We start from the raw sequence: 24,062 nt of genomic DNA on the forward strand, positions 1-24,062 counted from the left end.
TCCTAGCACCTCTTTCTTATATTTTCTAATTCATTTTGTTTATTAATCATATTTAAATATTCGCCTTTAAGGTTAAGTAGTTCTTCATGATTTCCATGTTCAACTAAATATCCATTTTTCATTACATAAATGCTATCTGCTTTTGTAACATTAGCTAATCTGTGAGAAATAACTAGTATAGTCTTGTTAACTGCTAATTCATAAATAGCTTTCCATATTGCTTCTTCACTTTCAACATCTATGTTGGATGTAGCTTCGTCGAATATAATCATTTCTCTATCTGCAAGTATTGCTCTTGCTAATGATAATCTCTGCTTCTGACCTCCAGATAGTGAATTTCCACCTTCACCAACATTTGTATTAACACCATCTTTTAATGAATTTATAAATTCATCTAATCTAGATTTCTTTAATGCATCATCAATTTCTTCATCTTTTGCATTTCTATTCCCCATTAATAAGTTATCTAATATAGTTCCATTAAATATGTAGCTGTTAGTTGAAACCAATGAAATCTTTTTATATAAATCATCACTGCTTATATTTTCTATGTTGATATCATTAACCTTAATTTTCCCACTTGTAGCACTGTATGAGTTTAATATAAGCGAAGCTATTGTACTCTTACCACTTCCGCTTTCCCCTACTATTGCTACTAACTGACCTTTATTAACTTCAAGATTAATATTATTCAGTACTCTTCTTTTACCATCATAACTGAAAGTTACATCTTCAAATTCAATACTTACATCATCTAATTCATTTGTGATTTCTTTTGTATTCTTTTCTTTTTCTTCACTATCTAATAATTCAAATATTCTATCAGATGCTGTCATACCGTTCATTGCAATATGAAAATACGATCCAAGCAATCTAAGAGGTATAAAGAATTCTGAAGAAAGGAGTATTATAATTAATAAATCACCAGCTAAAAGCTGACCATTTCTAAATTGGTTAAGGGCTACAATTGTTCCAAGTGCAGCTCCCCCAAAAGCAATAAAATCCATTATATTTATAGAATTAAGCTGCATACTTAAAACCTTCATTGTAATTCTTCTAAATCTTTCCGCTTCACTATTCATTTGTTCATGTTTTTCTTCATCTAAATTGAAAACTTTTAATGTAGTTAATCCCTGAAGATTTTCTAAGAATCTTCCTCCAAGATTTGAATAGTTCTTCCAGTATGCTTTTAATATCCTTTTGGCAATCTTCATTATTGCAATTATTGATAATGGTATTAAAGGTACACAAACTATAAATACTAAAGCTGCCTTTAATGAAATGAATGAAATAAAAATAAATAATGTTATTGGTGCAAGCATTGAATAGAAAAATTGAGGAAGGTACTTTCCAAAATAAATCTCTAACTGCTCTACACCTTCTATACTCATTTGAACTACTGCTGCTGTACTTTCAACATTGCTATAGCCTGGTCCTAATCTTAATAATTTCTTATAAATTAATTCTCTAAGTGTTATCCTTGCATTTGCAGAAGCCAAGTGTGAGAACTTTCCATATAAAATGTTGCTGCTATATCTAATTATAAGTAATATTGCTATACAAATTACTCCATTAAACAATGATATATTATCTGTTATTTTGAAATCTTTCATAGCCTTAATCATGGTTAAATCATTTGCAAATTTTTCTCCTAAATAAAGACTATTTATGAATCCACCAATCAAAATAACAATTAATATGTTACATATAATTGAAATCATATTCGCTATAACTGTTAGAATCATATACTTTTTAGAATCTTTGCATATTCCAATCAGCCTTTTATTAATCATCATGATTGTATTTCTCCTTCATTTGTTGATAATCATTTTCAATTAATCCTGTGTTATATTATCACATAAGTTTAAAATCTGTAAATAAAATATTAATTCTTTCTATCTTTTTATTAAAATAATATTTTTTATGCCAATATAATCACTAATTGCAATTATATATTCCATTTATTTATATAATTATTATGGAAGTATTTTTCTTTATTTCAATTTTAAGAAATATCAAAAAAAGATTCTATCAAACTAAATCTTAAATTTGATAGAATCCTTTTTAAATTTATATTAATTTAATACCATTTTCATGAATTAAGAACATTATATATTTTTTAATTTAAATCTATTAATCATATTCTCTAAATTTTCTGCTTGTGCTGATAGTTCTTCACTAGCTGCAGCGCTTTCTTCAGATATTGCTGAATTTGATTGAACTACGTCTGCTATCTGATCTATTCCACCATTTATTTGTTTTATTGATAAAGCTTGTTCTTCTAATGATTTAGTTATATTATTAACCAACTCTACAACATTCTTTGTATAATCAACTACTTCTACTAGTGACATTGCTGTAGTATCTGCTATCACTTTTCCATTTTCTACTGATTTCATAGAGCCCTCAATTAATTCTGCAGTATTCTTCACCGCTTTTGAACTCTCTTCCGCTAATTTTCTCACTTCTTCAGCAACTACCGCAAATCCTTTTCCTGCTTCACCAGCTCTAGCGGCTTCTATTGCTGCATTAAGTGCTAAGAGATTGGTTTGTTCAGCTATACTATCTATTGTAGTTATAACTTCTTTAATATTTCTAGATGAATTTTCTATTTCATTCATTGCATATAACATTTCTTTCATTTTTTCATTACTTCCTTGTATCTGTTCACCTAAATCATATGCAATTTTGTTAGTATCCTTAGCATTGTTAGCTGAATTTTGAACCTCTTCATTAATTTCGCCAATTGATGCTGTCAACTCTTCAATTCCACTCGCTTGTTCTGCCGCCCCTTGTGATAATGTTTGTGCTGTTGATGCTACTTGTTCTGATCCACCTTTTACTTGTACTGTTGCTTCTTTTATTTCCTTAAAAGTCTCATTCATAGAAGATATTATATTTATCAATGATTTTTTAATATTTATAAAGTCACCTTTATATTCATATTCAATATTAATGTCAAAATTACCTTTTGCCACATTATCTAATGTTTTATCTATTTCTGATATGTAGTCTCTAAGATTCTTTATTGTATTATTAAATGCTTCTGCTACTTTTCCGATTTCATCATCTGATTTTATTTCTATAAGCTCACTTAAGTTTCCTTGAGAAACCTTATCAGCAAATATGCATATATCATCTATAGGATTAAGAAGCTTATTAGATATTTTATATATAGCTCTAGATAGTCCAACAACTAAGATGACAGCAATTATTAAAATAAACATCATAACCTTATTTACTGATGAAAAAAGTTCATTCTGATCAACAATATTAATAACTGTCCATCCTGTTGTCTCAACCTGTTCACAAAAAGCTACTTTTTTATTTAATCCATATCCTAATTCAACTACTTTTGATTTTTCTGAACTAATATTTTCTGCAAGTTTATGAATTTCTTTATCATCAACATCATTTATATTAACCTTTAATGGATACTCACTATTTGGATGAACAATAAATGTTCCATCTTCAGCTATAAGCATGCTATAACCTTTTTTCCCATATTTTAAACTGTTAACTTTTTGTTCTATTGATTCTATTGCTAAGCTTGCTGCTGCTCCTAATTTCACTTGATTTTTATCATCTTTCACCCATGAAACCATCATGACCATATTCTTATCATAAGCTTCAGAATATGAAGGCTTAAAAATAGTGTCATATGGCTCTCCTGTGCTTGAATACTTTGAGAAAGCTTCTTCTATAATTCCTTTTGCCCATGGTGATGTAGCACTCTCACCTTTAGCTACATTGTAATATCTTGCTTCTAATTTATCGCCATTACTTGCATCCTTCCATTGTTCTTTAGATAATGTGGACATTATATGTATTGCTGAATATTCATTGGGATATTCAGCATTAACAAAATTCCAACGTGATAGATTTATCTTATCTATAGTATTAATAGTTTCTTCATCAGATAGATCTAAATCCACTCCACTATTAGCTATATCTTTCAAAATAGGACTATATGTAGTTTCTTGCACTTCTGCAAGTCTTGATTTTAGCCATAAATTTATGCCTTCAGTAGATTCCTTTTGTCTTGCTGACATAGAATCGATTAGTTCACTTTTAACAAAACTATTAATACTTAAATATGTTCCTAACGTAAGTATTACTAATCCTCCTATTATTATTGGTAAAACTATTTTTAATAATTTTCTTTTTATAGACTTCTCATTTTCTATATTAACTTTAAAAAACTTTTTCATATTATTCCCCCATTTTTATAAACAAATTATTTATATTATTCTTGATAGATACCTTCGTTAAGCCAAATATGTTTTAGTTCATCAGAATTTCTTTCTAAAGTAATTCTGTCTCTAACTTTCTTTGCTGGAACTCCTGCCACAAGAGAATTAGCTTCTACATTTTTGTTAACCAAAGCACATGCTGCTACTATACCTTGCTTGTCCACATTGACTCCTGGTAAAATAGTTGCATTTGCATATATTTTTGCATAGTCATCAATTATAACTTCTCCGTATGTTCTTAATGAATGTTCATGCTCAGAATGAGAGTGAGTAAATATATTTACCCCTTCGCCTATTCCAACTGAGTTTCCTATTTTAATTCCTCCCTTTGAATCTATGAATGCCCCTTTATTTATAAAGGCATTATCCCCTATCTCAATATTATCTGGAACATTAAACCTAACATTCTCTTCTGCAATAAAGTTTTTACCACATGATTTAAATAACTTTTTAGCAAGTATTCTTCTGAATGGAATTGCAAAGTTTGCTACAATACACATAGGAGTTTTGTCTAAAATATCCCACAAAAAGTGTAGATATTTTTTTTCTTTATTGTAATTATCTTCTGTATTCTTAGGTAAATATTCTGTGTATAACTCCATCTCCTCTAATACTTCAATTGGAAATGGACACTTTAATATTTCTAGTATTTTCGCTAGCCCTTCTATATTTACTCCATCTTCAACTATTTTTCTTACTTCTACTAATGCTTCTTCTATTGCCATTAATTCATTCCTCCATTTTCCATTTATATTTAATAAAAAATGCTATTTATTCTGTGAATAAATAGCATTACCTTATACAATAAATCTGATTTAAATAACAATATTATTATTTAAAATAATAATTATTAGTAACTGGCTAGCATAGTTTTCACCTTAGCTCCTTTAGTTTTGCGTCATTAAATTTCTTTAATTTTGCCTTTAGTATTATTAATTTTTCTATATATTTTAGATTGGAATATACATAGACTTCTATATTTTTTCTATACTTTTTTACAGCACGAATTATATTCTACTATTTTTTCGTATTTTTCTCAATAAATTTATAACATTATTTTAATATTTTTCTAAATATTAAAAATCCAATGATATAGATTTTATCATTGGATTTCTTAATATTATATATTTCATTATATTAAAAGTTATTACCATTCCAGCCCCAATTTTCAACTTCTTCATATTTAACATAAATCTTGTTTTGAGGAATTCCAAGTTCTTCTTCATATATTGAACATATTGCTTTTGTTAATTTATCATAAGCTTCCTTACTTGATTTTCCAAAAATCTTAACTTCAACAAAAGCCCCTTTTTCTAATTCTTCACCTGAGAAAAATAATGAATATTCATCCTCAAAGCCAACCATTAAAAATCTTTCACTCTTACCTGGTACTAACTCTATTTCTTCACCTAATCTTTTCTTTATTATTTCTTTTTTCTCTTTAGAAACTTTTACTGTAATTTTAGATCCTATAAATGGCATACTCTATTCCTCCTTTATTCTCTTAAACAATAATCATCTTGCAATAATTTTATATTAAATCTAATATTATAAAAATCACTCACATCTAATAAATATTATTACGACATGTATTAATATTATATTAACACCAGTTGTTATATTTTTCTAATAACTGTTAGTCTGATTGGTGATTATTAGAACTGAAATTTATTTTATTATCTGCTTAGCTTCTTCTAATATCTCTATAAATTCTTTTGTTTCTTTAATTTCATCAATAGTCTTAGGTTTATATGGTTTAGCATCATGCTTTGCAAACTCTAATTCAAACCACTTTACATCATGCCATTCCCCCATTTTATATCCAACATTTTTACATACTCCAATTTCTTTAAATCCTAAAGATCTATGTATGCTTTCACTTTTAATGTTCGGTGATGTGATCAATGCATATGCATTGCAAAATCCCTGTATTTTCAAAGTTTTTAATAATGCATCATATAATGCTTTTCCTATATTTCTTCTTTGATATTCTGGGCTTATGTATATAGAAAAGTCAACAGACCAATCATATGCTGCTCTTTCATTAAATTTAGATGCATACGCATATCCAACAATCTTATTATCAAATTCGCATACAAACCATGGATATATGCTTTGAATATTTTCCATTCTATCTTCGAATTCTTCTAATGAAGGTACTTCATATTCAAAAGTTATTGTGGTATCTGTTATAAATGGCTTATAAATACCTAATATTTCTGCACCATCTTCTATAGTAGCAAGTCTAATTAATTTATCCATTATATCTAATTTCCCCCTAACTTGTAATAAAGCTCTTCTCTTCTATCCTTTTTAATATTAAATTGTTTTTTTACTTTATTAATCTTATCTAATTCTATATTTTTTATGATGATTCCTTCTTTAGAATTCACATCATTCAAGAATTCACCAGTAGGTGATACAAAAACAGATGCCCCATTATATTCTAAATCATCTCCTACCCCAATTCTGTTTATTCCAAAAATATAACATTGATTTTCTATTGCACGTGCTTTCAATAATGATATCCAATGATCTTCTCTAGCTTTTGGCCAGCTTGCTCCTACAGTTATAATATGTGCTTCTTTAGATGCAATTTGAAATATTTCTGGAAATCTTAAATCATAGCATATAAATGGGGCAATTTTAAATTCATTTATTTTACAAATATCTATATGGTCACCCTTAGAATATATTTTATCTTCTCCGCCAAAAGTAAATGGGTGAATTTTAGTATAATTAGCTAATACCTCTCCAGACTTTGATATAATAGTATATTTATTTTCGCCTTTTTTATCAACTTTAAGTGCAAATCCAAGTCCCATATTTATTTTATTATTAACGGCTATATTTTTTATTGTTTCTATTATTTCATCTTCACTTTTTTCTAATGAACTAATATTATTTGTAAATCCGCTTAAACACATTTCTGGAAATAAAATAAGTTCAACGTTTTTTGAGCTTGCTTCTTTAGTAAATGTCTTCACCCTATTAATATTTGTATTAAAATCTTCCCAAGCTAAATCCATTTGTGCAAGTGCAACTAACATAGCGAATCTCCTTTTTATTAATTTCATTGTGTTTTTTAAAACAATAAAAACTAATATTTGTTTAGTTTCATTGCCTGTTTAATACCATACCTTTTCTTATCTATCAAAATCCAATTAACCATAATATATCAGATATACTAATATTATTCAATTATATAGAATAGTTTTTTATATGCTAATTATTATATTAATTAGTTTTCTTAATCGTTACATACTACCGATTTAAATTATTTTTTCAAAAATATCTCATAATCACTTTACCCGTCATAGTAATTGTGAGAATATAGTTAGTATAACAGGTAAATTAATTTAAATGGAATATGAAATTAATTAGTAGCAATATGATTCGTCAGTTTTGCTTCATTTATACACCTCAATAAAAAGTAATTCTATAAAGTAGGTAAATTATATGCAAATAAATCGACTATTTGAAATAGTATATATTTTATTAAATAAAAAAAGCATAACAGCAAAAGAACTTTCTGAACACTTTGAAGTCTCTCAAAGAACTATATATAGAGATATAGATACTTTATGTGAATGTAGAATTCCTATATACACAAGTAAAGGAAAAGGTGGTGGAATAGGCTTATTAGATAGTTTCATACTAAATAAATCTATCCTTTCAGAAGATGAGCAAAATGAAATATTATGTGCACTTAAAAGCCTTCAAGCCACAAATTATAAGGATAATAATTCTGTTCTTTCTAAACTCAGTAATTTATTTGGTACAACTAATACCAATTGGATTGAAATAGATTTTTCTGGATGGAATTCAAATTCTGAAGAAAATTTTTCTCTCTTAAAACATGCTATTTTAAATACTAAAGTAGTTTCCTTTGATTATTACAGTAGTTATGGTGAAAAAACTACTCGTTCAGTTGAGCCACTTCAATTATGGTTTAAAGATAAAAACTGGTATCTAAAAGCATTTTGTAAATTAAAAGAAAGCTACAGAATATTTAGATTAAGCAGAATCAAAAATCTATTTATATCAGATGAAACTTTCATAAGAAAACTTCCTGAAATTCAACTTGAATCTAGAAGTTTAGAAAAAAATCATGATATTGTAAATTTAAAATTAAATATAAATTCTTCTCAGTCTTATCGTGTTTACGATGAGTTTGATTACGATCAAATAACCGTAAATGATGATAATACATTTACAGTATCTGCATCATATCCTCAAGGTGAATGGATCTATTCATATATTCTTTCTTTTGGTCCTGATGCTACTGTCTTAGAACCTGAATATGTTAGAAATATTATCAAAGTCAGACTAAATAAAATGATTAATAAATACTAAATTAACTTTTTAATATGACATATTGTTGTCATATTAAACCCATTATAATATCTTTAACAAATAAATTTAATTTTGGAGGTTATTATTTATGGAAAATCAAAATGTATCTTATTGTCAAAGCTGTGGAATGCCACTTAACACTGATGTTTTAGGCACAAATTCTGATGGCAGCAAAAATAATGAGTATTGTACTTATTGCTTTAAGGATGGTAAATTTACAGCTGATATATCAATGAACGAAATGATTGAATTTTGCATACCACATATGGTAAATGCTAATAAAGATATTAGTGAAGAAAAAGCTAGAAACATCATGCAGCAATTCTTCCCTAATTTAAAACGTTGGAAGTAGCTGTAGCACTTACAAATATAAAATGGTTGTCGCAGATTATTTAATGCGCAACCTCTTATTATGAGGTGAATTATGAATTATATTCCTGCTAAGACACTATTAACTCGAACAAAAGACTCATCCTGGTTTGGAACAGATTATACTATGAATATCTATAAAGGCTGCTGTCATGGATGTATTTATTGTGATAGTAGAAGTGATTGTTATGGTGTAGATAATTTTGACACTGTTCGTGCAAAAGAAAATTCCTCAATTATTCTTCAAAGAGAACTTCGGCATAAAATCAAAACCGGAGTCATTTTTACCGGCTCCATGAGTGATCCATATAATCCTTTTGAAAAAAAATATGAACTTACTAGAAATGCGCTCAGCCTTATGAATAATTATGGATTTGGAGTTGCTATTGCCACAAAAAGCAGCTTAATCTGCAGAGATATTGATATTTTACAAAGAATAAAGGAACACTCTCCTCTTATTTGCAAGATAACCATCACTACTTTTGATAATAGTTTATCTAGTCAAATTGAGCAAAATGTTAATCCATCATCTGAACGATTTAAAGCAATTGATAAATTATCGCAAGCTGGAATTTATTCAGGAATATTATTAATGCCTATTCTTCCTTTTATCAATGATAATAAAGAAAACATTATTAATATAGTACATAAGGCTAAAGAATGTGGAGCAAAATTTATATTTCCTGCATTTGGAGTTACCCTTAGAAACAATCAACGTGATTACTTTTTTAAGAAATTAGATGAGTCTTTTCCTAATATTAAATTTAAATATATTAATCACTATAAAAATTCATATGCTTGTGGTTCACCTAATGCAAATAACCTTTATTATTCTTTTAAGAATGAATGTGAAAAGCTTGGTATTTTATATGAAATGAATGATATTATATCAGATTATAAATCTAAATATGTACCTAAACAAATTTCCTTATTTTAAATTGCATTTCTCTTACAATGATTTGAAACAATTATGTATCAGAGTTTTAAGATAGTGAGAGTAATTATATTTAAATAATCACCTCTGGTGCACAAAAAAATTATGTATAAAAAAATCGCCAAGGCGACTATGATATAATCCCCTATAAAATATAAATTCAATAGAATACAGTAACTTAAATTCAAGAAAATCCTTTAGCCGTCGATTTTTTTTCAGCGCATTCTGGATTTTCTGAGCTTGCCGAAGAAAAGGCCAAGCGCATATATTTTATTTTTTTATTCTTTAGGTTAAATGACATTAGTTTATTGCAATATTTTTCAAAACAGTTTATACCCTCAATGGGTACCTCATCCACAGATTGTCCATCAATATAATTTCCTAAAGAATAAAAAAATCACTAAGGCAATTATGTCATTACAAATTTTTAAGAATTAGTTCAATAATGAACAACTGCTACTTAATAGAAAATTAGACTTATTGGGACTTGTCTAATTTTCTATAATTTTTTATAGTTATCTTATTTAAAATAATCTTTATTATATTTTGTTTTCTATCTCCTCTTTAAACATTATGGCAAAAGCTACTAACAAAATAATACAACAAAATAACACAGACTTCTCATTAAACAGTTTTGTTACTAAGGCTCCAATAGCAGCTCCTAGTATGAAAAATAGTATTATCCCATAATACTGAAGAGTCCTATGTAACATACTCTTATCCTTAGTTTTTTTATACTTATAAAGTTGCTCTGTTCCACTTCTTAGATTGCCTGTACACATAGTTGTTGCAAATGCATTTCCATGTACTTTACGAAAACTCTCTACCTGCATTGAGCATACAAAAGAAATAGCAACATTCACAATTACATTCATATTACCTGATGGAACAAATCCAACAATAAATAAAATTATTATTTCAATCACTATTATTATCTGTCTCCAATGAATATGATTGCTATCTTTATATTTACTTTTGATAACTTCCGATATTACAACGCCTAAGGCAAAAGACAATATTGGAATCAAATAATATATTGAATTTTTAAAATTTCCTTCTGCAATATTCAATCCTAAAAGTACAATATTACCTGTTTGTGCATTTGCAAATACTTCACCTCTTGATATATAAGTATATGCATCTAAAAATCCACCAACAATAGCCAATAATATTCCTAGTCTAAACGTTTCTGACATCTGCCTCTTTTTATTCATGATACAACTTGCCCCCTTCGTAAAAAATTATACAACATAAAACACAGAAATCAAGGACAAGCTTAATTTCTGTGCTTATATATTTTTCTTAAATTAAGCTATTATTTTAAATACAAATACTAGCTTAGTTATCTTCCTAAAATTAATGCTGATTGAGGCTGTATCTTTATTGTACCTGATACATATTCATCTTTTTCAAATTTAGATGAGCTTTCTGAATCAGCTAATACCTGCCATTTATCATTTGGAAGAGTTACTTCTATATTTTCTACTGTACTATTATATGCTACGTAAACCTCATTCCATAAGTCATCAGTTCCATCATCACTTTGTAGTGTATAAATTACACCCCCCTTATGTGTCACTGGTAGAAACTTTATTCTATCTACATTATCTAATTTTCCATTATAAAACGCAGAGAAGTTATTTCTAATTTTAATAAGTCCTTTGTAATATTCTACAAGATCACTATATTCATATGCTCTAGTCCAATCAAGCTTATTAAGTTCTGGTGATAAATTATAGCTATTATCTTCACCTAATTTTGTACGTGCAAATTCCTCTCCTGCTTGAAAAAACACAGTTCCTTGACAAGTAAATACTATAGCTGCAACTAACTTGTTAATTCTTATTAACTCTTTATCTGTTTTACGATAATCTTTCTCTGTTTTTAAGCACTCCATTAATTTATCATATAGAGTAAAATTATCATGTGCTGATACATAAGAAATAATTTGCTTTGGTGATTTTGGATTCCATTCCTCAACACTATTACACCAAGCCCTTACAGATGATTTAATATCTTCTTCAAAACCTTCTCCGCCATTTACAAAGCCAGGTACTTCACCATAAAATACATGCCCTTTAATGGCATCTCTTGTGCTATCACAAAATATTGCTATTCTTTCATCAAGTTTATCAATATTTTTCTTAAGAGCTGGAATAGCATTTTCCTCCATTGGTGATTCATCTGCAGCCCATGGCTCTCCATACATTAGAATATTCTTTCCATTTGGAAGTTTATCTAACTCTTGCCTAATCTCATTCATTAATTCTACATTGTGAAGTCCCATTAAATCAAATCTAAAACCATCAATGTGATACTCATCAGCCCAATAAAGAATAGAATTCTTCATATAATTACCAAACATTTTTCTCTCACTAGCAGTATCATTACCACAAGCAGAGCCATTGCAAAGTGTTCCATCCTCATTTTGTCTATAGTAATAATACGGAACTGTCTTTTGAAACCATGAATCTAAAGAATAAGTGTGATTATATACAACATCCATAACAACACTTATTCCTGCATTGTGAAGCGCTAATACCATTTCTTTGAATTCTCTAATCCTTACATCTCCTTTAAATGGATTAGTAGAATATGAACCTTCTGGAACATTATAATTAAGAGGATCATACCCCCAATTAAATTGGTTATCATCTTTACTTTCATCAACAGATGCATAATCAAATGCAGGTAAAATATGAACATGAGTAATTCCAAGTTCCTTTAAATAATCAATTCCTGTTTTATGAACATTATCATTATTCAATGTTGTTCCATTCTCAGTAAAAGCAAGATATTTTCCTCGATATTTATCACTTATTCCACTGGCTTTATCATAAGAAAAATCCTTTATATGAAGCTCATATATTATTGGACAGTCGACTTGTGCTCTTGTATGACTATCCTCATTCCATCCAGTAGGATCTGTTTTATTTAAATCTATAACCATACTTCTATTTCCATTTACTCCACATGCAATTGCATATGGATCTGCACTAACAAAGACTTCATTATCTATTTTTATCCTATAATCATAGTACACCCCATCTAAGTCATCCTCTATTTCTTTTTCCCATATTCCATTATCTGATTTCTTCATGTTAAATGAATTAAGTTGTTTAGAGTCTGCTTCTTCATCGCTTCCAGCATTATATAATCTAATAACAACTTCTGCTGCTGTTGGTGCCCATAATTTGAATACAGTCTTGTCTTTCAAATAAGTAATACCTAGGTCTTTTTCATTATATATATACTTGTTTTTAAATTCTTCTGATGAATAGTATCTTTTAAGTTCTAAAGGAGTCATATTAATATATCCCCCTTTCTTCTATTACTTTATATACTCTTAATATTGCAGCTACACTCCATGCCTGTGCGAAACATCCTTTTGAAATAGTAGGATTATTTCCATCATAGATTTCAGGGATTTGACCTATACATCCCTCTCTTAAACATGCTTCCATAACTTCGAGCTGATTTTCAACTATATTTACTGCTTCTTTTGAATAATCATTTACTTTTAAGTATGCAATGTAATATGCTCCAAGTGGAAATGCCCATACGGTTCCTTGATGATATGCCAAATCTCTTTTTAACTGCTCTCCTCCATAAAATCCTTTAAATTCTTTATCATCCATAGATAATGTTCTTAGCCCATATGGAGTATATAATTTTTCAAATACAGTCTGTACAACCTTCTTCTCTTTTTCTCTTTCAAGCATTGTAAATGGCATTGATACTGTCCATATTTGATTACATCTAACTTGATTATCTGCATCTGTTCCAGAAATAACATCTTTTAAGCAGTTTTTTCCTGCATTCCAAAATTTCTTTGTAAAACTTTCTTTTACTAAGTCTGCAAGCTTTATATATTCTTGATCTTTTTCTCCTATTAAATTTGATAATTCATTCATAATCATAAGAGAACTATACCAATAAGCATTTATTTCTACTGGCTTGCCATGTCTAGGTGTTGGAAGAATATCATCTATTCTTACATCCATCCATGTAACCTGATCATAACCACTTCCTGCTTGAATTAAACCATCAACATCCATTTTAATATCAAAGTCAGTTCCATTTTTATAGCAATTAATAATTTCTTGCATTACAGGATATGCTTCTTTAATAAATTCTACATCATTAGAACTTTTATAATATTCATAAACAGCATTAATAAATAAAAGTGAAGCATCTGCTGTGTTATACATTGCTTCATTATTACCTTCTGGAAAGATATTAGGCATAATTCCATTTTTACAGTAGTGCATAAATGTTCTAAATATATTTTTTGCATCTTCAAACTGCTTTGTTGCTATGCAGCATCCACTCAATGCAATCATAGCATCTCTTCCCCAGTCTTCAAAAAACGGGTATCCTGCTATAATCGATTTACCTTTTGTTGATTCCCTTTTGACAACAAATTGATTTGCACTTTTAACTAACATATTAGCAATATCATGATTCATATCTGCTGTTTTTATTAATTGTTTTCTATACTCCACTGACTCATCTATTATTTTCTCAGCAGTATCATTTATTTTTTCTGTGCTATACACAATATAAAATTCTTTTGATTCTTTAGGTCTAACATTAAAATGTATTTTATGATTATGTGCAACATTTCCATGTCTTTCCCTTCCATCACGTTCATCGTGTTCAAACAACAAATTTTCTTCATGCTCTGTAGGATAAGTTGATACTTTCCCATTAGTTTTATAATAAAGATTTATGTTATTACTTTTTATTTCATTCTCATTAATATAAAACTGCTGATCTAAAGAAAGAATAGCTCCTTTTTTTATAAATTCCATATATGGTGTTATTTCAGATTCTACTTCATAGTTCGTAAAATTATTTATCTCATAAGTAATTGCTACAGTATTTTTATTTTGCCTCATGGCAACCTTCTTTATTATTTCTACACCATGGATATGATATGTCCATTCTGGTATGTCTTCAAAAGAAAATTTGCTTTGATAATTAAATCCTGATCTATTATTTTTAGAATCTAAATATTTTTGGCTGCTAAAATCAATATAAACATGGTTTATTTTTATTCTTTGTCCTAAATTAGAAATTATATTGTATCTATTATTAGGTGCTTTTAGACATGCCATTAATAGCGCATGATCATTTCTTGCATTAGATCCTATCATTGTTAATGAAGAAAAACCGCCTAACCCGTTTGTTAACAGGTAGCAGTTTTCTTCTCCTCTTTCAATAGTACTCCAATCATTTTTTCCATAAATGAATTTCATATTATATTCCTCTCTAAATTAATTACTTACATTTTTTTGTTCTTTATATGATTTAACTTCTTTATTAACTTCTTCAACTATCTTATCTCCACCTTGCTTGTACCACTCAGCAGAAAATTTATCAAAATAATCTATAGGTTCTTCTCCTGTTATTATCTTAAGATAAGCCTCACTCTCTAATTCTTCTAGTTTCCACCAGATTCTCGTCATAGTATCCGTTTCTCCAAAAAAGACTCCCTTAACCCTCTTTAAATTGGCATTATATAATACAGAGGTTGATGTTATTCTCGAGGTATATGCAGCCCAATCCTCTAAAGAAGCATCATCTGGATTCTCTAAATACCTTTTGCATTGTTCATAATACGAATATTCTATTAGCTGTAAGCTGTATGGCTCTATTTTATCATTTAATGCATTTGTTATATTTTCATAACCTCGTATTAATGCATCTTGATAATCTACATTTATTCCTAATGGTCTAGCTGTCGGGTCCACATTTTCCTTATAATAATCTCCAATTTCTTTTAAAGATTCATCTGTACATCTTAAATAATCAAAAAGCACACTATTTATCTTCATTACAATTTCAGGATGTTTATAGCCCTTTCTAACAACTAAATATTTGCTGCTAGGGTTTTGTGTACAAAAACTTGTACTTCCATCTGCATTAGTTGAAATAAGATATGGCTGCCAATCTGCTTTTTCATTTACTCTCTTTGATTCAATTAACGGATTGTTTGGTGCCCACCATAATCCAAAAAAAGAACCACATTACCCATTTATAATTAATTCTTCAATATTATTTTGTGCACGCAATAGAAATTGTTTATCTAAAATTCCTTCATTATATAATTTATTCATATGTGCTAAAGCATCTTTTGCTGCTGGTTGTACCGATCCATATACAGCATTTCCATTCTCATCTTCAATCCATTGTTTTGGATAAGAATTAAAATTAGCAAATATAATATCTGCTTGTGTCATATAGCTATACCCATTCTTACTTGTTATTTCAGGAGAACATACTAATCCAATTGTTTTACCCGATCCATTTTCTCCTGGATCTTTTTCTATAAACTGTCTAATTATATTTTCAGCGTCAGTTAATGTCTTTGGTGGCTCTAGTCCAAGCTTGTCCATCCAATCCTTTCTAAGCCATAGTAAGTTAGGTCCATATTCTATATTAGTTTCAGGTAATGCCATCAATTTACCATTAAAAGTTATATTATTAAAAACAGTATCTCCATAACCTGAATAAATTGCTTTAATTCTATCACTAGCACATTCTTTATATACTTCAGTTAAGTCTTCTATCATATCATTCTTAACTAACAATTTTAAGTATTCATAATCATCAATTAACATAACATCTGGAATATTTTTAGAAGATATAGCCATGGTTATCATGTTATTATAATCATTATCCGTAGCCTCAAAAGCATCTATATTTTGAACATTTAATTTTTCTTTTAAATATCTTGTGTATGCATTATTTTCATAAGTATCACCAGCAGGCATATTTGAATTATTTACACCAGTCATTTTACCTAAAGTATAAGTAATAGTTTCTGGATATCTTCCAAAGGGAGTACTACATGCTTCTTCATACTGTTTTGTTTTATCAGCGACTTTCTTTTCCGCATTACTTGTACTAAAGCATCCATTAATACCAGACATAATATAGAAAATAATAATCACTAAGCTAAATTTTTTTCTCATCTTTCTCCCTCCAGAATTCATAGTCTTTACTATTTTCATAATAGACTAAACTACATCTTCTAGCAATATTTATAATTTTTTATTTAATAATCCAAATATGGAAAGCTTAAAAAAAAGCCCGAAGGCTTTTTTTAATTTGCTGAATTACACATATTAGAATTTATCCTTTTACTGCACCAGTACTACCTTCCATATAATATTTCTGCATAGAACAGAATAAAATAGCAATTGGAATTGATACAAGTACTGCTCCAGCCGCAAATCTAGTATAATAATTCGTTATATTTTCCTTCTCAAGCATATTCCAAAGCCCTATTGCAACAGTGTAGTATTTAGATTCAGAACCTGCTATTACTTTAGCAAAAATGAAATCCATCCACGGAGCTATAAATGCAGACAAGATTGTTTGTACAATAATAGGCTTTGATAATGGAATAGTTATCTTAGTGAAAACCTGCCATTTTGTACATCCATCAATATATGCTGCCTCATCAATTGATTTTGAAATTGTATCAAAGAATCCTTTGGCAACATAAAATGTAAGCCCAGCTCCTCCTGAATATACAAGCACTAATGCCACTAACTTTAATGCTCCTGTAGTAAGTCCAACTCCCTTTAATATATAGTATACAGCTATCATAGCCATGAATCCTGGGAACATTCCTAATACTAAAGCTATATTCATTAATTTCTTTCTCATCTTAAATCTAATTCTAGACATAACATATGATACAGATAATGTATAGAATGTAGATATTACACAACTAAAACAAGCAACGATAAATGTATTCCTAAACCATAGTGGAAAATTAAACATATCAGTTTCTGTAAATAAACGAACGTAATTATTAATTGTATATGTTTTAGGTAAAACTGTACTTGTATAAGCTCCTTGTTCGCCTCTAAATGAAATTAAAATTATCCATATAATTGGCAGAACCCACACAATAACTAATAATGCTAGAAATAAATGAACAAATATATTGATTAATTTCTTTTTATTCATTATTGGAATCCCTCCTCATTCTTATAAGCATTAGTTCTTCTATATGTTATAATTGATGCTGTTGCTGTAATTATAAATACTAAAATACCAATAACAGCTCCTAAGTTATAGTCCTTATTATCTATTGTTAATTTATATAACCAAGTAACTAATAAATCTGTCTTACCTGCAGTCATCTTATAATAATCCATAGTTGCTGGTAATCCTGCTGTTAGAAGATAAATTACATTGAAGTTATTAATATTACCAACAAATGTTGTTATTAATGATGGTCCAGTGATGAATAACATATATGGTAATGTTATTTTAAAGAATATAGTAACTGAGCTTGCACCATCTATTCTAGCTGCTTCATATAACTCTGTTGGAATATTTTGAAGTATACCAGTCATAGTCAAAATAGTATATGGAATACCAACCCATAAGTTAATTATAATTACAGTAACACGTGCCCATGTTACATTTGTAAGAAATGGAAGTGATTGTCCTGCTGCTAAAACTCCTATATTCCTCAATAGAATATTAACAGCCCCTTCTGGCTGTAGCATTGTTCTCACAACTAATAAACTTACAAATTGAGGAACTGCAATAGATAATATAAATCCAAACCTCCAAAATGATTTAAACTTTGTATCCTTACGATTAATAATAATTGCTAAAATCATTCCTAATATATAATTAAGCCCTGTAGCAAAAATTGCCCAAACTATTGTCCATCCAAGCACTGGCCAGAATGTCTTTCCTAAATCTCCTGTAAAACTTAAAGTTCTTCCGAAGTTTACTAATCCAACCCAATGGAATAGGTTTCCTGGTGGTTGATGATCACGATCATAATTTGTAAATGCCATACTCATCATAAATACTAAAGGCATAACTGTGAATATAATAACTCCCATTATAGGGAAAAACAGCAATGTCTTATGTATACAGCTATCTGAGTAAGTTTTCATTTCTTCTAAAAAAGTAGGAATATGTTTGCTTTGTTCTTTTTTAACCTGTGCCTTGTATGCAGATTTAACACCTGCTCTCCATATAATTATAAATCCAAAAATAGCAAAAAAAGTAATTACTCCATAAAGCAAAATAAGCATGGAGTTATCCCCCATAGCATATTCATAAACTTGAGTTTTTTCATTAAATACTTCACCTGTTACTTTTTCTCCTAAAGAAATCATCATGTATAATGCATGAAATCCTTCTGATACCATAATTCCTATAAATGTAAATTCTGATAATAAAAATAGGATACCTTTTATAAATTCTTTTCTAGCAAAGTTACCTGCTCCAAGAATAATCATTGAAAGCCTTGTAAATATATCTCCTTTTTTTATTGCATTTTGAACAGTATATTCTGTATAGAAATCATTAACTTTAGATTTCTTAACTTTTGCTATATCCACTTTTTCCCCTCCTTTGCCTATTAGCCTACTTACTTTTACTTATTAACACTATCACCAAATTGCTTTGTAGCTTCTGCTGCATTAGCTTTTGTTACGTCTCCTTGATGTATAGATTTTCCTAATGATTCAGCAGGTGTCCAGTAATCATCCATCTTCTTAACCATTGGTTGTGTTTTTGATGCTTCATTAATTTCTGTAATTTGTGCTGAAACTACTGGATCTGATTTAACATTTTCAAGATCAGCAACTGATTTCCATGTTGGAGCATAACCTCTAACTTCAAAGTGAGCTTTTTGGGATTCTTCTCCACCTAAGTAAGCTGCTAAAGCTACTGCTTGCTCCATGTTTTTGCATTTTGGATTAACACCAACTGCTTTACTACCAGCAAAAGAAAGCAATTGACTTTCTTTTCCGTTCAAGGTTATAGTAGGTAATTTTGTCACTCCAAAATTATCGCCTAAAGCTTCTTTTACTGCTGCTGCATCCCATGAGCCTGATACAAATGCACCTAAAGTACCTTCTTTTATCTTTGTAACAGATGCTGCACCATCTGGATCAGAGAAGAATTTAGGATTGCTCTTTAAGTCAACTAAATATTCTGTAGCTTCTGGATGATCTCCAAAAGTTGTACCTGCGTCTGCATCAGTACCATCTAGTCCAAATAATTCACCACCAGCTGCATAGAAGAATGGTGCTAAATACCAGCTGTTACCTAATTGATATGCGAAATTGTAAACACCATTTCCTAAATCTTTAGCCATCATAGTATCTAAATTCTTTACTTCATCCTCTGTGTATTTACTCTTATCATAGAACATGAAATAAGTATTAGATGTATATGGAACACCATATACTCCATCATTATAAGTAACTGAGCCTAACATAGACTCACTATTATTAGCTTTTATATCATCAACAGTTTTGCCGCCTAATTTTGCAATAGATCCAGCTTCAACTAACTTAGGTATTTGATCATTTGCATACATAAATACATCTGCTCCAGCATCTAAATCCTTCATTAAACTTGTTGCTGCATCAGCTTCTGACATAACTCCATATTCAAACTTAAGATTCCACTCTGGATGTTGTTCTTTAAATTTTTCACATAAATAAGGAATAACACCATTGGGATATCCTTCTGCTGCTTTCTGATCTTCTTGTGGTGCCCATACTTTTAATGTAATCGGATCACCAGATGCTGAATTAGATGCTGCTTGTCCATCTCCTTCAGCATTAGAACTACCACAACCTATCATAGTTGCAGATAACATTGATGCTGTTAAAACAAGTGATAGCATTTTTTTAATCTTCATAATTTTCCCTCCATATATCTTTATAAAATCGTATTCTTGAAACCGTATTCTCTTTACTCTTTAATTTTAAATTTTTCACTTTAAAGGGTAAATATAAATAATTTAAGAAACATATCACTTTTCTTTGTTCTTTTATAAATCTACATAAAAAATAGAGATGAATCTAAAATTACTTAGATTCATCTCTATCAGCATACTGAACTCTATATTTTATATATTAATTTCATTTATTTACGTATTGGAATTGTCACTTTAACTTTTGTTCCAATGCCTATGTCACTTTCTATTTTAAGCTGATACTGTTCACCATAATATAGTTTAATTCTTTCATTAACATTTTTAACTCCATATCCATTGGATTTATTGGTCAAAATGCTTTCAGCCTGTTCATTAGACATTCCAACTCCATTATCTGAAACTATTAGTACTATTTCATCATTTTGTTTTTCTCCTATTATTTTTATACATCCACGTCCATTTGTCTTTAAATCTATTCCATGATTAATAGCATTTTCAATTAAAGGCTGAAGAATAAGATTAAGTATATTGTAATCTAAAATATCTTCTTCTACCTGTACATCAACATCGAATTCATAATCATGCATCATTAACTGTATATCTAAATATGATCTCATATTTTTTATTTCATCTCTGACTCTCAATATATTTTTTCCTTTATTTAATGCTGTACGATAAAATGTTGATAAACTCAAAGTGATTTTGCTTATATCTTCTTGATCAGTTTCTAAAGCCATCCAGTTTATAAGAGATAAACTGTTATATAAAAAATGTGGGTTAATTTGTGCCTGCAATGCTTTCATCTCATAATCTTTTTGAATTAACCTACTCTCATAAACATCTTCAATTAGTGCTTTTATCTGTAAAATCATTTTTTCAAACCCCCGTATTAAAGCACCAACCTCATCTTCATTATTGCTTTTAACTGTTATCTCCATATTTCCTTTTTCTACTTCTTCCATATTTGCTCTTAGCTTTTCAAGTCCGCTCACCATTACTTTAGATAAAACTGATGTTATTATTATTGAAAATACTATAAGTAACATAATTGCTATTACATTACCTGTGATCATAAAATTAGTTGATTCATAAATTAATTTTTGTGGTTTATATAAGCTTACTGTCCAATTATTATTCACAGAATGAGCTGTTACTATTGTATATATATTTTCTTTTCCTATACCTTTATTGAACTCATCAAATGTCATTTTCCTGCTCTTATTAGGATCTTCAAATTGATCAAAATTAAATATATTATTTCCTAACTCGTCCATTATAAATATTCCATAATTAGAATCATTCATTTGCTTAAATGATTCAAATAGTTTCTCATAATCTACTTGTACATAAAGTACTCCCACTTCATAATTATTTTCTAATGTGGGTATATTTCTTGCACAAAATACTTTCTTTTCATCTTGAGATACAAACCAATGAATATCATTATTTCCTTTAATAATCTTGTACCAATCTTCATTCTCTATTTCTGTAATTGGTGCAAGAGTTGTATTATGTTTTACAACATTATTTTTTGTGTATATTGTGATTTGATTTATATCACTATGGAAGTATTTTAGTGAAGCAAGCATCGGGTCAAGCACATTAGAAAATTGATTATACATATCATAGTAGCTATCATATTCATGACTAACAACATGAGATATCTGCTGGTTAAATGCTATATAATCTGATAAATTATTATAAATTCTCAATTGGTTATCCATATTCGAAACCGCTTGAGTTAAATAGTTCTCTATACTACTCTTTTCTTGCTTCATCAATATAGTTCGTGTCTGATTGTACCAAACCAATCCCATTATAGTCATGGGAATAATGCCAAGTAATATATAAGTTGTTATTAATTTGTATCTAAATTTCATATTACGAAAGAATTTAATCATTCTCTTCATGAATTTCACCTTTATCCCTATATTTTTGAGGAGTTACTCCAAAATACTCTCTGAAGATTTGGCAAAAATAAGATACATTTGGATAACCAACAGCATTACTAATATTAACAATTTTTTCATAAGTATTATCTAACATTTCTTTTGCTTTATTCATTCTATAGGATTTAATGAATTTACTTAAATTTTCCCCTGTCTCTTTTTTAAAGACAGAACTTAAATAATTTGGTGCTAAACATACCCTCTCTGCTAGTTGTTCAACACTTATATCCTTGTTATAATTTTCATAGATATATTGCTTAATAGATTCTATCTCCCTATGCATCATTACCGGATTATCTAAAAATAGTTTTTCTATTCGTTTTAAGTACATATTTATTATTTCCATCACACCAAAGAAATCATCACATTTATATATCTTATCTATATCTTCTTTTAACTTATTTTCATTAATTTCTGGTATACTTTTAAAAAATTCCTTTAATAAGCTGGAGAATATAAATTTAACGTATACAGGGGAAAAATTTTCATCACTACTATACTTTTCACATAGATAATTAAACTGCTTTTTTATTGAATAAATATTTTTTAATTTAATATCTTGTCTAATTTGTTTTAAAATAGCATCATCATCTAATTTAATTACCATATCGCTATTACTTATTATTTCATCTTCAAAAAAAATATTTTTATCAGTATTATAAAACTTTTTTTCTATTAAGAGTTGAATCTTTTTATAGCATTCTGAAATTTTCTCAATAGTTTCAAATCTATTACTAATAGAAATATATAACTTAATATTTAATTTGTCTATAATGCTATTATGAATTCTATTTACAAGATCATAAATTAAAGTATTTTCATTAAAACTAAATATTAATAAAATTTGTTTAGGATTTAATTTTAAATAGTCAAAAGAACTTTTTATATTTTCTTCAATTACATCTTTTATTCTTTCATATTGATTATCTGTAATTTGATCATTAAAATCTAACAGTATTAATCTATTACTTTTCTTAACAACAGATAAATCTATAAGTTCAGATGCTTTATTTTCAACAATATCTAACGGCATCCCATCTAGTAATGATTTTAAAAGCTGCTCCTTCATAAACTTTAAGTTCTTATTCTTTTTATTTCTTTCATCTACTTCTAAATTCAAATTATTTATAATTTTAAGCACTGTTGCTTCAAATTCTTTTGGATTAACTGGTTTCAATATGTAGTCTTGTACCCCCATCTTTGTTGCAAACTTTGCATATTCAAATTCTTCATATCCACTAAATATGACTATTTTTATGTCAAGATTATTATTCTTAACATTTTCTATAAGTTCAATTCCATCCATAAATGGCATCTTTATATCTGTAAATAAAATATCTATTTCATTTTCTAATAAATATTCCAACGCTTCCTTACCATTCGATGTCTCATGAATCTCTAATTCTATATTAAGTTTTTTAAGTAAAGATTTTATTCCTCTTCTTTCAATTTTTTCGTCATCTACAATTAAAATTTTATACATA

General features: G+C 28.6%; 19 protein-coding genes and 1 riboswitch. Of the genes, 3 read left to right on the forward strand and 16 right to left on the reverse strand.

From position 1 onward, the window contains the following. Positions 1–2: 2 nt before the first annotated feature. The 6 genes from CNEONATNEC86_RS19465 to CNEONATNEC86_RS19490 form a co-directional block, all read right to left on the reverse strand. Positions 3–1,796, reverse strand: coding sequence for an ABC transporter ATP-binding protein/permease (locus tag CNEONATNEC86_RS19465; protein ID WP_159136706.1), 1,794 nt, complete (start codon positions 1,794–1,796; stop codon positions 3–5). A gap of 312 nt (positions 1,797–2,108) precedes the next feature. Further along, entirely contained in the window at positions 2,109–4,211 is a 2,103-nt protein-coding gene (locus CNEONATNEC86_RS19470; protein WP_058296800.1) for a methyl-accepting chemotaxis protein, read from the reverse strand. A 35-nt stretch (positions 4,212–4,246) separates the two neighbouring features. Further along, positions 4,247–4,978 (reverse strand): acyltransferase, encoded by a 732-nt coding sequence (locus CNEONATNEC86_RS19475; RefSeq protein ID WP_058296801.1) that lies wholly within the window; start codon positions 4,976–4,978, stop codon positions 4,247–4,249. A 124-nt stretch (positions 4,979–5,102) separates the two neighbouring features. Beyond that, a riboswitch (cyclic di-GMP riboswitch) is annotated at positions 5,103–5,185 on the reverse strand. A gap of 205 nt (positions 5,186–5,390) precedes the next feature. Further along, positions 5,391–5,735 (reverse strand): phenylpyruvate tautomerase MIF-related protein, encoded by a 345-nt coding sequence (locus CNEONATNEC86_RS19480; protein ID WP_159136707.1) that lies wholly within the window; start codon positions 5,733–5,735, stop codon positions 5,391–5,393. 186 nt (positions 5,736–5,921) lie between these two features. Further along, positions 5,922–6,515, reverse strand: coding sequence for a GNAT family N-acetyltransferase (locus tag CNEONATNEC86_RS19485; protein WP_125147807.1), 594 nt, complete (start codon positions 6,513–6,515; stop codon positions 5,922–5,924). 5 nt (positions 6,516–6,520) lie between these two features. Next, positions 6,521–7,303: a nitrilase-related carbon-nitrogen hydrolase gene (locus tag CNEONATNEC86_RS19490; RefSeq protein WP_159136708.1), complete on the reverse strand. Its 783-nt coding sequence runs from the start codon at positions 7,301–7,303 to the stop codon at positions 6,521–6,523. Between the two features lie 409 nt (positions 7,304–7,712). On the opposite strand from CNEONATNEC86_RS19490, the gene CNEONATNEC86_RS19495 reads away from it, so the two are divergent. The 3 genes from CNEONATNEC86_RS19495 (at position 7,713) to CNEONATNEC86_RS19505 (ending at position 9,915) form a co-directional block, all read left to right on the forward strand. Further along, positions 7,713–8,609: a helix-turn-helix transcriptional regulator gene (locus CNEONATNEC86_RS19495; protein ID WP_159136709.1), complete on the forward strand. Its 897-nt coding sequence runs from the start codon at positions 7,713–7,715 to the stop codon at positions 8,607–8,609. Between the two features lie 88 nt (positions 8,610–8,697). Further along, on the forward strand, positions 8,698–8,961 hold the full coding sequence (locus CNEONATNEC86_RS19500; protein WP_058296806.1) for a zinc ribbon domain-containing protein: 264 nt from the start codon (positions 8,698–8,700) through the stop codon (positions 8,959–8,961). A 72-nt stretch (positions 8,962–9,033) separates the two neighbouring features. Then, complete coding sequence (locus tag CNEONATNEC86_RS19505; protein ID WP_058296807.1) at positions 9,034–9,915, forward strand: SPL family radical SAM protein; 882 nt, start codon at positions 9,034–9,036, stop codon at positions 9,913–9,915. Positions 9,916–10,451: 536 nt separating this feature from the next. Here the strand turns inward: CNEONATNEC86_RS19505 and CNEONATNEC86_RS19510 are convergent. The 10 genes from CNEONATNEC86_RS19510 to CNEONATNEC86_RS19550 all read right to left on the reverse strand — a co-directional run bounded on the left by CNEONATNEC86_RS19510 (position 10,452) and on the right by CNEONATNEC86_RS19550 (position 24,061). Then, positions 10,452–11,126, reverse strand: coding sequence for a YoaK family protein (locus CNEONATNEC86_RS19510; protein ID WP_058296808.1), 675 nt, complete (start codon positions 11,124–11,126; stop codon positions 10,452–10,454). Positions 11,127–11,254: 128 nt separating this feature from the next. Further along, positions 11,255–13,219 carry a type I pullulanase gene (gene pulA, locus CNEONATNEC86_RS19515; RefSeq protein WP_058296809.1) on the reverse strand — a complete coding sequence of 655 codons (1,965 nt, stop codon included), beginning with the start codon at positions 13,217–13,219 and terminating at the stop codon, positions 11,255–11,257. A gap of 1 nt (position 13,220) precedes the next feature. Further along, entirely contained in the window at positions 13,221–15,173 is a 1,953-nt protein-coding gene (locus tag CNEONATNEC86_RS19520; RefSeq protein ID WP_159136710.1) for an amylo-alpha-1,6-glucosidase, read from the reverse strand. Positions 15,174–15,191: 18 nt separating this feature from the next. Beyond that, positions 15,192–15,737, reverse strand: a complete 546-nt coding sequence (locus tag CNEONATNEC86_RS21690; RefSeq protein WP_243145367.1) for a type 2 periplasmic-binding domain-containing protein — start codon at positions 15,735–15,737, stop codon at positions 15,192–15,194. Between the two features lie 207 nt (positions 15,738–15,944). Beyond that, positions 15,945–16,892 carry an extracellular solute-binding protein gene (locus tag CNEONATNEC86_RS21695; RefSeq protein WP_243145368.1) on the reverse strand — a complete coding sequence of 316 codons (948 nt, stop codon included), beginning with the start codon at positions 16,890–16,892 and terminating at the stop codon, positions 15,945–15,947. Positions 16,893–17,052: 160 nt separating this feature from the next. After that, a complete protein-coding gene (locus tag CNEONATNEC86_RS19530) occupies positions 17,053–17,898 on the reverse strand; it encodes a sugar ABC transporter permease (RefSeq protein ID WP_058296812.1) in 846 nt (281 codons plus the stop codon). After that, positions 17,898–19,298, reverse strand: coding sequence for a carbohydrate ABC transporter permease (locus tag CNEONATNEC86_RS19535; protein ID WP_338132751.1), 1,401 nt, complete (start codon positions 19,296–19,298; stop codon positions 17,898–17,900). Before CNEONATNEC86_RS19535 ends, CNEONATNEC86_RS19530 begins: the two co-directional genes overlap by 1 nt. Before the next feature lie 35 nt (positions 19,299–19,333). After that, on the reverse strand, positions 19,334–20,611 hold the full coding sequence (locus CNEONATNEC86_RS19540; protein ID WP_159136711.1) for an extracellular solute-binding protein: 1,278 nt from the start codon (positions 20,609–20,611) through the stop codon (positions 19,334–19,336). A gap of 227 nt (positions 20,612–20,838) precedes the next feature. Next, a complete protein-coding gene (locus CNEONATNEC86_RS19545) occupies positions 20,839–22,539 on the reverse strand; it encodes a sensor histidine kinase (protein WP_159136712.1) in 1,701 nt (566 codons plus the stop codon). Further along, entirely contained in the window at positions 22,523–24,061 is a 1,539-nt protein-coding gene (locus CNEONATNEC86_RS19550) for a response regulator transcription factor (RefSeq protein WP_058296815.1), read from the reverse strand. Before CNEONATNEC86_RS19550 ends, CNEONATNEC86_RS19545 begins: the two co-directional genes overlap by 17 nt. Position 24,062 lies beyond the last annotated feature (1 nt).

It is taken from the genome of Clostridium neonatale (assembly GCF_900465025.1).
GTDB lineage: Bacteria > Bacillota > Clostridia > Clostridiales > Clostridiaceae > Clostridium > Clostridium neonatale.

What these genes read in the sequence shown, in the direction of transcription:
- CNEONATNEC86_RS19465 (WP_159136706.1), bottom strand. Translation starts at nt 1,796, where the DNA reads ATGATGATTAATAAAAGGCTGATTGGAATATGCAAAGATTCTAAAAAG.
- CNEONATNEC86_RS19470 (WP_058296800.1), bottom strand. Translation starts at nt 4,211, where the DNA reads ATGAAAAAGTTTTTTAAAGTTAATATAGAAAATGAGAAGTCTATAAAA.
- CNEONATNEC86_RS19475 (WP_058296801.1), bottom strand. Translation starts at nt 4,978, where the DNA reads ATGGCAATAGAAGAAGCATTAGTAGAAGTAAGAAAAATAGTTGAAGAT.
- CNEONATNEC86_RS19480 (WP_159136707.1), bottom strand. Translation starts at nt 5,735, where the DNA reads ATGCCATTTATAGGATCTAAAATTACAGTAAAAGTTTCTAAAGAGAAA.
- CNEONATNEC86_RS19485 (WP_125147807.1), bottom strand. Translation starts at nt 6,515, where the DNA reads ATGGATAAATTAATTAGACTTGCTACTATAGAAGATGGTGCAGAAATA.
- CNEONATNEC86_RS19490 (WP_159136708.1), bottom strand. Translation starts at nt 7,303, where the DNA reads ATGTTAGTTGCACTTGCACAAATGGATTTAGCTTGGGAAGATTTTAAT.
- CNEONATNEC86_RS19495 (WP_159136709.1), top strand. Translation starts at nt 7,713, where the DNA reads ATGCAAATAAATCGACTATTTGAAATAGTATATATTTTATTAAATAAA.
- CNEONATNEC86_RS19500 (WP_058296806.1), top strand. Translation starts at nt 8,698, where the DNA reads ATGGAAAATCAAAATGTATCTTATTGTCAAAGCTGTGGAATGCCACTT.
- CNEONATNEC86_RS19505 (WP_058296807.1), top strand. Translation starts at nt 9,034, where the DNA reads ATGAATTATATTCCTGCTAAGACACTATTAACTCGAACAAAAGACTCA.
- CNEONATNEC86_RS19510 (WP_058296808.1), bottom strand. Translation starts at nt 11,126, where the DNA reads ATGAATAAAAAGAGGCAGATGTCAGAAACGTTTAGACTAGGAATATTA.
- pulA (WP_058296809.1), bottom strand. Translation starts at nt 13,219, where the DNA reads ATGACTCCTTTAGAACTTAAAAGATACTATTCATCAGAAGAATTTAAA.
- CNEONATNEC86_RS19520 (WP_159136710.1), bottom strand. Translation starts at nt 15,173, where the DNA reads ATGAAATTCATTTATGGAAAAAATGATTGGAGTACTATTGAAAGAGGA.
- CNEONATNEC86_RS21695 (WP_243145368.1), bottom strand. Translation starts at nt 16,892, where the DNA reads ATGAGAAAAAAATTTAGCTTAGTGATTATTATTTTCTATATTATGTCT.
- CNEONATNEC86_RS19530 (WP_058296812.1), bottom strand. Translation starts at nt 17,898, where the DNA reads ATGAATAAAAAGAAATTAATCAATATATTTGTTCATTTATTTCTAGCA.
- CNEONATNEC86_RS19540 (WP_159136711.1), bottom strand. Translation starts at nt 20,611, where the DNA reads ATGAAGATTAAAAAAATGCTATCACTTGTTTTAACAGCATCAATGTTA.
- CNEONATNEC86_RS19545 (WP_159136712.1), bottom strand. Translation starts at nt 22,539, where the DNA reads ATGAAGAGAATGATTAAATTCTTTCGTAATATGAAATTTAGATACAAA.
- CNEONATNEC86_RS19550 (WP_058296815.1), bottom strand. Translation starts at nt 24,061, where the DNA reads ATGTATAAAATTTTAATTGTAGATGACGAAAAAATTGAAAGAAGAGGA.